The organism is Burkholderia sp. Bp9031, assembly GCF_003857965.1.
GTDB lineage: Bacteria > Pseudomonadota > Gammaproteobacteria > Burkholderiales > Burkholderiaceae > Burkholderia > Burkholderia ambifaria_A.
This window is the reverse complement of the sequence record NZ_QTPW01000023.1, coordinates 39505-51844: the sequence shown is the minus strand read 5'-3', so window position 1 is coordinate 51844 and position 12340 is coordinate 39505. Positions and strand designations below refer to the sequence as shown.

Here is a 12340-nt window from a genome sequence, read left to right as displayed (position 1 = left end):
ATGAGTGCAATCGTAGATATCATCGGCCGCGAGATTCTGGATTCGCGCGGCAACCCCACCGTCGAATGCGACGTGCTGCTCGAATCGGGCACGATGGGCCGCGCGGCGGTGCCGTCGGGCGCGTCCACCGGCTCGCGTGAAGCGATCGAACTGCGCGACGGCGAAGCCGGTCGCTACAACGGCAAGGGCGTGCTGAAGGCCGTCGAGCACATCAACACCGAAATCTCCGAAGCCATCATGGGCCTCGACGCGTCGGAACAGGCGTTCCTCGACAAGACGCTGCTCGAGCTGGACGGCACCGACAACAAGTCGCGCCTCGGCGCGAACGCGATGCTGGCCGTGTCGATGGCCGTCGCGAAGGCAGCCGCTGAAGAAGCCGGCCTGCCGCTGTACCGCTACTTCGGCGGCTCGGGTGCGATGCAGCTGCCGGTCCCGATGATGAACATCGTCAACGGCGGCGCGCACGCGAACAACAGCCTCGACATCCAGGAATTCATGATCGTCCCGGTCAGCCAGCCGACGTTCCGTGAAGCCCTGCGTTGCGGCGCGGAAGTGTTCCACGCGCTGAAGAAGATCCTGAGCGACCGCGGCATGAGCACGGCAGTCGGCGACGAAGGCGGTTTCGCACCGAACTTCGGCAGCAACGACGAGTGCCTGTCGACGATCCTGCAGGCGATCGAGAAGGCCGGCTACCGTGCGGGTGAAGACGTGCTGCTCGCGCTCGACTGCGCGGCATCCGAGTTCTACCACGACGGCAAGTACCAGCTTGCGGGCGAAGGCCTGCAACTGTCGTCGGCCGAATTCACCGACTACCTCGCGACGCTCGCCGACAAGTTCCCGATCGTGTCGATCGAGGACGGCATGCACGAAAGCGACTGGGAAGGCTGGAAGCTGCTGACCGATCGCCTCGGCAAGAAGGTGCAGCTCGTCGGCGACGATCTCTTCGTCACGAACACGCGCATCCTGAAGGAAGGCATCGAGAAGGGCATCGCGAACTCGATCCTCATCAAGATCAACCAGATCGGTACGCTGACCGAAACGTTCGCGGCAATCGAAATGGCGAAGCGCGCGGGCTACACGGCCGTGATCTCGCACCGCTCGGGCGAAACGGAAGATTCGACGATCGCGGACATCGCGGTCGGCCTGAACGCTGGTCAGATCAAGACGGGTTCGCTGTCGCGCAGCGACCGCATCTCGAAGTACAACCAGCTGCTGCGCATCGAGGAAGATCTCGGCGATATCGCGAGCTACCCGGGCAAATCGGCTTTCTATAACCTGCGCTAACGCGCTACTATCGGGTTCGTCATCTCGACGCCGCTCTGTGCATGTCGCGCGGAGCGGCGCTTCTTATATCTGCGTCTCTTACATGCGGCTTGTCACTGTCGTTCTGATTGCCTTGCTGGCGCTCATTCAGTACCCCCTATGGTGGGGACACGGCGGCTGGTTGCGGGTGCACGAATTGCGCCAGCAACTCGGCGATCAGCTGCAGAAGAATACGGACGAGAAGCTGCGCAACGAACGGATCGCGGGCGAAGTGCAGGATCTGCAAAGCGGCACTGCGGCCATCGAGGAGCGTGCGCGCTACGAGATGGGCATGGTGAAGGACGGCGAAGTATTCGTGCAGTTCGTGTCGCCGAATGCGCCGGCCGGGCCGCTGAACAACACGCCTTCGAGCACGTCGACGCGCGGTGCCGTGTCCGCGGCGCCCGTGCGTGTCGTGCCGAATCCGCAGTCGATCGCGAAGCCGTCGCGGCATCACGGCGGCGAGAAGGGCAAGGCCGTGCATCATTGAGCACGGCAGTCCGAACCATTGAAAAAGCGCGGGAAATACCGCGCTTTTTTATTTCCCGTCAGTTTTCAATCGATTCGTTCGGCGCGGTGAAGCATCACCACCACCAGCCCGGGTAACCGTAGCCATAGCCGATGCCGGTGCCCCACCGGTTTCCCCAACCGCCGCCGTAATAGCCGCCGTAGACGGTCACGGGCGGCGGCGAGTAATACGACCACGCGCGCGCGGCGGCCTCGGCCGCCATCGCGTCGTTCTGCTCGCGCAGCACCTGCCGGTCGATCTCGTCGTAGCGCTTGCGCTCCGCGCTCGACAGCGCGGGCGGCTGGCCGCCCGATGCGCCCGGTTCGGGCAGGCGGCTCAGGATCGTCGACGAAGGCGGCTGCACCGCGCAGCCGACGAGGGCCAGCGTGCCGGCTGCGACGCTGGTCAGGACGAGGATGCGGAACGGGCGATTCATGTGTTTCTCCAGCAACGCGCCGACGGCGGAAAGCGGCTTGCACGGAAGGCCGGGCCTGTGGCGCCTGAGCTGCGCGTCCGATGCTCGTGCGTCATTATGCGCCCGCGCCCGCATCGCGGGCACGGGCGCGCGGCTCGGGCTCAGTGACGCAGGTCGGTCGCCGGCGTGATGCCGGTCGCGAGTTCCGGCGCGGCGAACAACTGCGCGACGTCGACGGGATCGAACTCGTAGCGCTGGTTGCAGAACTCGCAGTGGATCTCGACGTGACCGCGCTCGACGATCACGCTGTCGACTTCTTCGCGGCCGAGCATGCGCAGCATCGCTCCGACCTTCTCGCGCGAGCACGAGCACTGGAAGCGCGTACCGGCCGGCTCGAAGTGCTGCACGTTTTCCTGCCAGAAGAGCCGGCGGAACACGACTTCCGGTTCGACCTCGAGCAGTTCCTTCGCGGACAGCGTGCCGCCGAGCGTGCAGACGCGCTCCCAGGTATCGGTGTCCGTCTCGGCGTTGCGCGGCACGATGCCGCCGTCGCCCGGCAGCTTCTGCAGCAGCATGCCGACCGCGCGGTCGCGATCCGCCGCGAGCCACAGACGTGTGTCGAGCTGCTCCGAATGGTGCATGTACTGCTCGAGCACCTGCGACACCGATTCGAGCGGGCCGTCGACGCCATTCAGCGGCACGATGCCCTGATACGGCTGCTGGCCCGGCAGCTTCTCGGCCGGGTCGAGCGTGATCACGCAACGGCCGTGGCCGCTCGCGTTGACGAGCGACGCGAAACGCGTGTCGTCGCCGATCGTCTGCGCCGCGTCGCCGGCGAACTTGGCCGTCGCGCGCATCGACAGGTCCGAGCCGCACTGGACGACCAGCATCTGGACCGGCCCGTCGCCGAAGATCTGCATGATCAGGGTGCCGTGAAATTTCAGGTTCGCGGACAGCAGCGCGCACGCGGCCATCATCTCGCCGAGCACCGTGCGCACCGGGGCAGGGTAGTCACGGCGGGAAAGCACCTCTTGCCACGTGTTGCGCAGCGACACGATCTCGCCGCGCACGGGTGCCGAATTGAACATGAATTTCTGTAACTGGTCGCTCACTCTTCTTCCTTGAAATCCGCGCGAATCACCCGATCCGCACGAGTTGCTCCTTGAAATGCGCACGCCGCTCGACGTACGTCTTCGCATTTGCGCGCAGCCGCGCGATGTCGTCTGCCGACAGCTCGCGCACGACTTTTGCCGGGGCGCCGAGAATCAGCGAGTTGTCCGGGAACGTCTTGCCTTCCGTCACGACCGCGCCGGCACCAACCAGACAGTTGCGGCCGATGACCGCGCCATTCAAGACCACCGCCTGAATCCCGATCAGCGAACCTTCGCCGATCGTGCATCCGTGCAGCATTGCCTGGTGTCCGATCGTCACGTTTTCGGCAATCGTCAGAGGAAAGCCGGGGTCCGTGTGCAGCACCGCCCCTTCCTGGACGTTGCTGCCGGTGCCGACCGTGATCGTCTCGTTGTCGCCGCGAATCGTCGCGCCGAACCAGACGCTCGCGTTTTCCTCGAGCACGACCTTGCCGATGATGGCCGCCGTATCGGCGACGAATACGCTTTCGTGGATCGTCGGGGCCGTTTCGCCCAGTTTGTAGATCGTCACGGAGTCTCCTGGTCTCTTCGATGAGGGGCGCCGTAGAATGGCGCGTCTGGCGTGCCGGGCGCATTGCGTCGCGGCACAAACTCATATTGTAAACCGTCGCGTGCATGTGCTCCCGCGATGCGCACGGATGGTGCCCCGTTTGACGAGCATGGAGCCTTCTTCTTTCACCGCCGCGCCGCGCTGCGTGCGCCGCGCCGCGCTCGACGCGCTGCGGATGTCCGAGCCGGCCGCGAAGGCCGCGCGGGTCCGCGCGCTATACGACGCACTACTGGCCGGGCAAGCCGCGATTGCGCCGGCGCTCGACCTGGATGAGCCGGCGGAGTTGCCTGGCCGTCCGGCGCGCCCGCCGCACGTCGAGCCGCGCCAGCTCGAGCGCCGCAGCATGCGCTCGCCTGCCGGGCGCGCGGTGCTGCTGCATGCGCTCGCGCATATCGAATTCAATGCGATCAACCTCGCGCTCGACGCCATATGGCGCTTCGCCAGGATGCCGGACGCGTTCTATGCGGACTGGCTGAAGGTCGCGGCCGAGGAGGCCTATCACTTCACGCTGCTGTCCGATCGGCTGGCCGGGTTCGGGCATGCGTACGGCGATTTTCCCGCGCACAACGGGCTATGGGAGATGTGCGAGCGGACCAAGGCCGATGTGCTCGCGCGGATGGCGCTCGTGCCGCGCACGCTCGAGGCGCGCGGGCTCGACGCGTCGCCGCCGATCCGCGCGCGGCTCGTACAGGCGGGCGACGACGCATCTGCGGCAATCCTCGACGTGATCCTGCGCGACGAGATCGGTCATGTCGCGATCGGAAACCGCTGGTTCCGGCACCTGTGCGACAAGGCTGGCCGCGATCCGGTGCCCACCTACCGCGAACTCGCCGAGCAGTACCATGCACCGCGGCTGCGCGGGCCGTTCAATTTCGACGCACGCCGCACGGCGGGATTCGAGCAGGCGGAACTGGACGAACTCGCCGCGCAGGACGCGTCGGACGGCAAGGCGGCGGGTTAGGGTGGCTGCGCGCCGCCGGCTGCACGGTGCGAAAGCTGTCACCGGCCGGCCACCCGGCCGTTCGGCGCCATTCCCGCGCCGTCCGATGCGCGGGTTCCGCGCGCCAGCGGCTCCCCGTCGCTAGAGAACTGCCTCGATTTCCGGTCGCCGGAACGGAAGCGTCATCGTTATAATCGAACGACCATTCTTTTTTTGGCGGTTGCAATGAGTGCCTCGAGTTCTGTTTCCGATTTCGTCACGGTGCGCGGCGTCAAGCTGCATGTGCGGCGCTGGGGCCGGCCCGATGCGCCGACGCTGTTCATGCTGCACGGCTGGATGGATGTCGCCGCATCGTTCCAGTTCGTCGTCGACGCGCTCGCGGGCGACTGGCAGGTGATCGCGCCGGATGCACGCGGTTTCGGCCTGTCCGACTGGCCGGTTGCACGGCAGGGCGGCGGGCATTACTGGTTCCACGAGTACTTGGGCGATCTCGATGCGCTCGTCGATCACTATGCGCCGACCGGCGAAGTCAACCTGATCGGGCACAGCATGGGCGCGAACGTCGTGTGCCTGTATGCGGGCGCGCGACCGGAGCGCGTGCGGCGCGTGGTCGACCTCGAAGGGTTCGGGCTTGCCCCCGCGCGGGCCGAGCAGGCGCCGCGCCGGCTGCGCGGCTGGCTCGACGAACTGCGCGAGCCGCCGGCGCTGCGTCCGTACGCGTCGCTCGACGACGTGGCGGCCCGGCTGATCAAGACCAATCCGCGGCTCGATCCCGGCCGTGCCGCGTTTCTCGCCGCGCACTGGTCGAAGCGCGGCGACGACGGCCTGTACCACCTGCTGGCGGACCCCGCGCACAAGATGGCGGGCCCGATGCTGTACCGGCTCGACGAGGTGATGGCCGTCTGGAAGCAGGTGCGCGCGAAGGTGCTGCACGTCGAGGCCGTCAATTCGCCGACGCTTGCATACCTCGCGGGCGACATCCCGCTGCCCGAGTTCAAGGCGCGTTTCGGCGCGTTCCCCGACTGGCGCGAAAAGCTCGTCGAGGATGCTGGCCACATGGTCCATCACGACCAGCCGGAGCAGATCGCGGCGCTGATCGAGGCGTTCTGCGCGTAGGCCGGCGGCAGCGGCAGGGCAGGCGGGCGGCGGAATTGCCGCGTTGCAGTAGAATGAAGCCTCACCTGCCATACCGACAATGAACGCTGATCTCCACTGCCATTCGAATGTTTCCGACGGGTTGCTGTCGCCTGCCGACGTCGCGCGCCGCGCCCATGCCGGCGGCGTGACTCTGTGGGCGCTGACCGACCACGACGAGATCGGCGGCCAGGCGGCGGCGCGCAGCGAGGCGGAGGCGCTCGGCATGCGCTATCTGAGCGGCGTCGAGATCTCGGTCACGTGGGCGTCGCGCACCGTGCACATCGTCGGCCTCAACATCGATCCGGCGAACCCGACGCTCGTCGACGGCCTGTATCGCACGCGCCACGGCCGTGCCGCCCGCGCGCAGGCGATCGGCGCGCAGCTCGAGACGCTCGGCATCCCCGGCGCGTACGAAGGCGCGCTGAAGTACGTATCGAATCCCGACCTGATCTCGCGCACCCACTTCGCGCGCTTCCTCGTCGAGAACGGCCACGCCGCATCCACGTCCGACGTGTTCGACCGCCTGCTCGGCGACGGCAAGCCCGGATTCGTCCCGCACCGCTGGGCGACTCTGCCCGACGCCGTCGCCTGGATTCGCACGGCGGGCGGCGAGGCCGTGGTCGCGCATCCGGGCCGCTACCGCTATACACCGGTCGAATTCGACGCGTTCTTTGGCGAATTCATCGATCTCGGCGGCCGCGCGATCGAGGTCGTCACGGGCAGTCATACGCCCGACCAGTACCGCGAATACGCGGACGTCGCCCGCCGCTTCGGCTTCGAGGTGTCGCGCGGTTCGGATTTCCATGCGCCGGGCGAGGGCCGCGTCGAGCTCGGCAGCCTGCCGCCGTTGCCGCCCGACCTGAAACCGGTCTGGGAGCGCTGGCTCTGACTGACGCGCAGCGGCCGCTTGCCGTACGCGTTGCCGCCGGCGCGCATCCGACTTCCCCTCTTTACGTGCCTCCATGTCCCAGTTCTTCAGGATTCATCCGGATAATCCGCAGCCGCGCCTGATCAAGCAGGCCGCGGACATCGTCAGCAAGGGCGGCGTGATCGCGATGCCGACCGATTCGAGCTACGCGCTCGCGTGCCACCTCGACGACAAGGACGCGGTCGAGCGCGTGCGCCGCATTCGCGGCCTCGACGAGAAGCAGCACCTGTCGCTGCTCGTGCGCGACCTGTCGGAACTGGCCAACTTCGCGATGGTGGACAACCGTCAGTACCGGCAGATCAAGTCGGTGACGCCGGGCCCGTACGTGTTCATCCTGCAGGCGACCAAGGAAGTGCCGCGCCGGTTGTCGCACCCGTCGCGCAAGACGATCGGGCTGCGCGTGCCCGATCACGCGATCACGCTCGCGCTGCTCGAATCGCTGGGCCAGCCGCTGCTCGGCACGACGCTGATCCTGCCACCGGACGACGAACCGCTCAACGATCCGGACGACATCCGCGCGCAGCTCGAGAAACAGGTCGACCTCGTGATCGACGGCGGTGCGTGCCCGCGCGAGCCGTCGACGGTGATCGACCTGACGGGCGACGAACCGCAGCTCGTGCGCGCGGGGCGCGGCGCGCTCGAACCGTTCGGGCTGTCGGCCGCGTAAGCGCCGTTCATTTTTGCGCGAGTGCGCTTGTTACAATAACGCGATATGGATGCTTCCCTGATACAGACCATCGCCGTCTACGCGCTGCCCGTGATCTTCGCGATCACGCTGCACGAGGCCGCGCACGGCTATGCCGCGCGCCTGCTCGGCGACAACACCGCCTACATGATGGGGCGCGTATCGTTCAACCCGATGCGCCACATCGATCCGCTCGGCACGATCGCGATTCCGCTCGCGATGTACTTCCTGACTGGCGGCGCGTTCCTGTTCGGCTATGCGAAGCCGGTGCCGGTATCGTTCGGCAACCTGCGCAATCCGCGCTGGGGCAGCCTGTGGGTGTCGCTCGCGGGCCCGGCCTGCAACTTCGTGCAGGCGCTGATCTGGGGCGTGCTGACCCTCGTGCTGCCCGCCGTGGGTATCGACGAGCCGTTCTTCACGCGGATGGCGTTTGCAGGCGTCAGCGCGAACCTCGTGCTCGGCGTGCTGAACCTGTTTCCGCTGCCGCCGCTCGACGGCGGCCGCATCCTGGCGGCGCTGCTGCCGCCGAAGCAATCGATCGCGCTGTCGCGCATCGAGCCGTACGGTTTCATCATCGTCCTCGTGCTGGTCACGACGGGCGTGCTGACGAACTTCTGGCTGCGCCCGCTCGTCAACGTCGGCTATGCCGTCCTGAGCGCCATCCTGTCCCCATTCGCCTCGCTTCTCTAACGACAATCATGTTCCCTGAACGTATTTTCTCCGGCATGCGACCCACCGGGTCGCTGCACCTCGGCCACTACCATGGCGTGCTGAAAAACTGGGTGAAGCTGCAGTCCGAGTACCCGTGTTTCTTCTGCGTGGTCGACTGGCATGCGCTGACGACGCACTACGAAACGCCCGAGGTCATCGAGAAGAATGTGTGGGATGTGCTGATCGACTGGCTCGCGTCCGGCATCGATCCGGCGCAGGCGACGCTGTTCATCCAGAGCAAGGTGCCCGAGCATGCCGAACTCGCGCTGTTGCTCGGCATGAGCACGCCGCTCGGCTGGCTCGAACGCGTGCCGACCTACAAGGAGCAGATGGAGAAGCTGAAGGACAAGGATCTGTCGACCTACGGCTTCCTCGGCTACCCCGTGCTGATGGCGGCCGACATCCTGCTGTATCGCGGCTCGCTCGTGCCGGTCGGCGAAGACCAGGTGCCGCACGTCGAGATGACGCGCGAGATCGCGCGCCGCTTCAACTACCTGTACGGCCGCGAGCCGGGCTTCGAGGAGAAGGCGCTCGAGGCCGCGAAGAAGCTCGGCGGCAAGCGCGCGAAGCTCTATCACGAGCTGCGCAATGCATATCAGCAGGAGGGCGACGACGAGGCGCTCGAACAGGCGCGCGCGATGCTGCAGGAGTCGCAGAGCCTGTCGATGAGCGACCGCGAACGCCTGTTCGGCTATCTCGAAGGCGCACGCAAGATCATCCTGGTCGAGCCGCAGGCGCTGCTGACCGAAGCGTCCCGGATGCCGGGTCTCGACGGGCAGAAGATGTCGAAGTCGTACGGCAACACGATCGGCCTGCGCGAGGACGCGGAGACGATCACGAAGAAGGTCCGCACGATGCCGACCGATCCGGCGCGCGTGCGCCGCACCGATCCGGGTGATCCCGACAAGTGCCCGGTGTGGCAACTGCACCAGGTCTATACGGACGAAGCGACGCACGACTGGGTGCAGAAGGGCTGCCGCTCGGCGGGCATCGGCTGCCTCGACTGCAAGCAGCCGGTCGTCGAAGGGATCCTGCGCGAACAGCAGCCGATGCTCGAGCGCGCGCAGAAGTACATGGACGATCCGTCGCTGCTGCGCGCGATCGTCGCGGACGGCTGCGACAAGGCGCGCAAGCACGCGGTCGAGACGATGCGCGACGTGCGCGAGGCGATGGGCCTGTCGTACACCTGACCTGACGGCATGCGCGAACCTGTCATTGCCGCCGCGGGCGGCCACGTCGCCCAGACCGAGCCGTCGCGCTGGGTCGCCCGGTGGTCGCGGTTCGTCCCGGCGGGCGGCGCGGTGCTCGACGTCGCCGCGGGCGGCGGCCGCCATGCGCGCTGGTTTGCGTCGCACGGGCATCCGGTCGTCGCGCTCGACCGCGATCCGGCCGCGCTGGCCGCATTGCTGGCGATTCCCGGCGTCGACGCGCGTGACGCAGATCTCGAGGGCGCGCCCTGGCCGCTGCCGGCCGGCGCTTCGTTCGCGGCCGTGATCGTCACCCATTATCTGCATCGTCCGCTCTGGCCCCATCTGCTCGATGCGGTGGCCCCGGGCGGCGTGCTGATCTACGAAACCTTCGCGCAAGGAAACGAAACGGTCGGCAAACCGTCCAATCCCGCGTTCCTGCTCGCCCCGGGCGAACTGCTGGACGCGGTACGCGACAGCCTGCGGGTGGTCGCGTACGAGGACGGATTCGTCGCCGCGCCGCGCGAGGCGTTCGTGCAGCGCATCTGCGCGATACGCGAGGGCGCGACCCCGACGGCGGGGGCGGGAATTCCACGTTACGAACTGCCCGGCTAATCCGCTACAATCTCAACGTTTACCGGTACATCAATCAATCGCGTTTCATGGCTAACGGCACCCAAGACGGCATTCAAATCCGCGGCAGCATCCCCGCGATCGTCACCCCGATGCTCGAAGACGGCAGTCTCGACCTGCCGGCATTTCGCAAACTGATCGACTGGCACATCGAGGAAGGCACCGACGCACTCGTCGTGGTCGGCACGAGTGGCGAGTCGGCAACGCTCAACGTCGAAGAGCACATCCTGATGATCCGCACGGCGGTCGAGCATGCGGGCAAGCGCATCCCGATCATCGCGGGCGCGGGCGGCAATTCGACCGCCGAGGCGATCGAGCTGACGAAGCACGCGAAGGCCGTCGGCGCCGACGCGACGCTGCAGGTCGTGCCGTACTACAACAAGCCCACGCAGGAAGGGATGTACCGGCACTTCAAGGCGATCGCCGAAGCGGTCGACCTGCCCGTGATCCTGTACAACGTCCCGGGCCGCACGGTCGCCGACATGGCGCACGAGACCACGCTGCGCCTCGCGCAGGTGCCAGGCATCATCGGCGTGAAGGAAGCGACGGGCAACATCGATCGCGCCGCGCACCTGATCAAGGCCGCGCCGAAGCACTTCGCGATCTACAGTGGCGACGATCCCACCGCGATCGCGCTGATGCTGCTCGGCGGTCACGGCAACATCTCGGTGACGGCGAACGTCGCACCGCGCGCGATGAGCGACCTGTGCCGCGCGGCGCTGGCCGGCGATGTCGCGACGGCGCGTGAGCTGCACATGAAGCTGCTGTCGCTGCACAAGAACCTGTTCATCGAGGCGAACCCGATTCCGGTGAAGTGGGCGCTGCAGGCGATGGGCAAGATGCAGGGCGGCATCCGCCTGCCGCTCACGCCGCTCGACGAGCGTTGCCACGATGTCGTGCGTTCGGCCCTCGTCGAGGCCGGCGTCCTCGCCTGATGCGCAAGGCGGCCGCGTCCTGCGGCCGCCGGCTCGACCCCTCATCAACCCGCACCGGCCGGCTCCGTCCGGCGCCGCTCCTGACGAGCGTTCTAGCAAGACGAAGGATTTCATGAAACGTTTCGCCTTTTCCTCTCGCGCCATCCAGGTTTCGGTGGTGGCGCTGGCGCTGGGCACGCTCGCCGGCTGCGATACGCTGAACGACTATCTGGCGCCCGACCGGGTCAACTACAAGAACACGGGTTCGGCGCCGCCGCTCGCGGTGCCGAGCGACCTGAAGCCGGTGCCGACGACCCAGCAGTTCGTCGCACCGCCGAGCAACGCCGGCCTCGGCACGCTGCCGCCGCGGGCGACCACCGCCGCAGGCAATGCGACCGACGGCGTCCCGAGCGCGCAGGATCCGCTCGGCATGCATATCGAGCGCGACGGCGACCGTCGCTGGCTCGTCGTGGACGGGCGCACGCCCGAGCAGCTGTGGCCGATCCTGAAGGAATTCTGGCAGGAGAACGGCTTCTCGCTGAAGACCGATGCGCCGTCGACCGGCATCATGGCCACCGATTGGGCCGAGAACCGTGCGAACATCCCCGATGACTGGTTCCGCCGCACGATCGGCAAGGTCATCGATTTCGCGTACTCGTCCGGCACGCGCGACCGTTTCCGTACGCTCGTGAACCGCACGTCGAACGGCAACACCGACATCTCGATCACGCACAGCGCGATGGAAGAAATGATGGTCGGTCCGCAGGGCGGCACGTCGTCGCGCTGGGAAGAGCGTCCGCGCAACCCGGTGCTCGAGGCCGTGTTCCTGTCGAAGCTGATGCAGAAGTTCGGCCTGAGCGACGCGCAGGCGAAGCAGCTGCTGACCGATGCGCGTCCGGCGACGGCGCCGGCGCAGGTCAGCGACACGAGCAGCGGCGCCGCGACGCTGCAGCTGGCTGAATCGTTCGACCGCGCGTGGCTGCGCGTCGGTCTCGCGCTCGACCGCACCAACTTCGCGGTCGACAATCGCGATCGAGAGAAGGGCCTGTACACGGTCCGCTACGCGAACACGATGGAAGAGCTCAAGCGCGACGGGCTGTTCGGCAAGCTGTTCTACGGTGGCCCGTCGGCGGCCAAGCCGGGCAAGGAATACCTCGTCAACGTGCGCGCGCAGGGCAATGGCGGCACGCAGGTCGCGGTGGTTGACGCGAACGGCCAAGTCGACAACTCGTCGGACGCGCAGCGGATCATTTCGCTGCTGCACGCGCAGCTGAACTGA

General features: G+C 67.0%; 14 protein-coding genes. 11 read left to right on the top strand and 3 right to left on the bottom strand.

The features are described from left to right. Entirely contained in the window at positions 1-1284 is a 1284-nt protein-coding gene (gene eno, locus DIE15_RS25510; protein WP_011352544.1) for a phosphopyruvate hydratase, read from the top strand. A gap of 82 nt (positions 1285-1366) precedes the next feature. Beyond that, positions 1367-1792: a cell division protein FtsB gene (ftsB, locus tag DIE15_RS25505; protein WP_057925216.1), complete on the top strand. Its 426-nt coding sequence runs from the start codon at positions 1367-1369 to the stop codon at positions 1790-1792. Between the two features lie 94 nt (positions 1793-1886). Here the strand turns inward: ftsB and DIE15_RS25500 are convergent, their stop codons facing one another. The 3 genes from DIE15_RS25500 to DIE15_RS25490 all read right to left on the bottom strand — a co-directional run bounded on the left by DIE15_RS25500 (position 1887) and on the right by DIE15_RS25490 (position 3887). Continuing rightward, a complete protein-coding gene (locus tag DIE15_RS25500; protein WP_124834656.1) occupies positions 1887-2246 on the bottom strand; it encodes a hypothetical protein in 360 nt (119 codons plus the stop codon). 140 nt (positions 2247-2386) lie between these two features. Next, the gene (gene hslO / locus DIE15_RS25495; protein WP_057925214.1) at positions 2387-3337 is read right to left on the bottom strand and encodes an Hsp33 family molecular chaperone HslO; all 951 of its coding nucleotides are present in this window, start codon (positions 3335-3337) and stop codon (positions 2387-2389) included. Positions 3338-3362: 25 nt separating this feature from the next. Further along, complete coding sequence (locus DIE15_RS25490) at positions 3363-3887, bottom strand: gamma carbonic anhydrase family protein (protein ID WP_057925213.1); 525 nt, start codon at positions 3885-3887, stop codon at positions 3363-3365. 148 nt (positions 3888-4035) lie between these two features. On the opposite strand from DIE15_RS25490, the gene DIE15_RS25485 reads away from it, so the two are divergent. From DIE15_RS25485 to bamC, 9 genes are all read left to right on the top strand, one after another. Continuing rightward, entirely contained in the window at positions 4036-4887 is an 852-nt protein-coding gene (locus tag DIE15_RS25485; protein WP_124834655.1) for a ferritin-like domain-containing protein, read from the top strand. A 204-nt stretch (positions 4888-5091) separates the two neighbouring features. After that, positions 5092-5982 carry an alpha/beta fold hydrolase gene (locus DIE15_RS25480; RefSeq protein ID WP_057925211.1) on the top strand — a complete coding sequence of 297 codons (891 nt, stop codon included), beginning with the start codon at positions 5092-5094 and terminating at the stop codon, positions 5980-5982. A gap of 79 nt (positions 5983-6061) precedes the next feature. After that, positions 6062-6892, top strand: a complete 831-nt coding sequence (locus DIE15_RS25475) for a 3',5'-nucleoside bisphosphate phosphatase (protein WP_057925210.1) — start codon at positions 6062-6064, stop codon at positions 6890-6892. Positions 6893-6965: 73 nt separating this feature from the next. After that, the gene (locus DIE15_RS25470) at positions 6966-7598 is read left to right on the top strand and encodes an L-threonylcarbamoyladenylate synthase (protein ID WP_057925209.1); all 633 of its coding nucleotides are present in this window, start codon (positions 6966-6968) and stop codon (positions 7596-7598) included. A 45-nt stretch (positions 7599-7643) separates the two neighbouring features. Then, positions 7644-8306: a site-2 protease family protein gene (locus tag DIE15_RS25465; protein ID WP_057925208.1), complete on the top strand. Its 663-nt coding sequence runs from the start codon at positions 7644-7646 to the stop codon at positions 8304-8306. A gap of 8 nt (positions 8307-8314) precedes the next feature. Beyond that, positions 8315-9517, top strand: a complete 1203-nt coding sequence (locus DIE15_RS25460) for a tryptophan--tRNA ligase (RefSeq protein ID WP_057925207.1) — start codon at positions 8315-8317, stop codon at positions 9515-9517. Between the two features lie 9 nt (positions 9518-9526). Further along, positions 9527-10129, top strand: a complete 603-nt coding sequence (locus DIE15_RS25455) for a bifunctional 2-polyprenyl-6-hydroxyphenol methylase/3-demethylubiquinol 3-O-methyltransferase UbiG (RefSeq protein WP_124834654.1) — start codon at positions 9527-9529, stop codon at positions 10127-10129. Between the two features lie 47 nt (positions 10130-10176). Continuing rightward, positions 10177-11082: a 4-hydroxy-tetrahydrodipicolinate synthase gene (dapA, locus tag DIE15_RS25450; RefSeq protein ID WP_057925205.1), complete on the top strand. Its 906-nt coding sequence runs from the start codon at positions 10177-10179 to the stop codon at positions 11080-11082. A gap of 112 nt (positions 11083-11194) precedes the next feature. Next, positions 11195-12340 carry an outer membrane protein assembly factor BamC gene (bamC, locus tag DIE15_RS25445; protein ID WP_124834653.1) on the top strand — a complete coding sequence of 382 codons (1146 nt, stop codon included), beginning with the start codon at positions 11195-11197 and terminating at the stop codon, positions 12338-12340.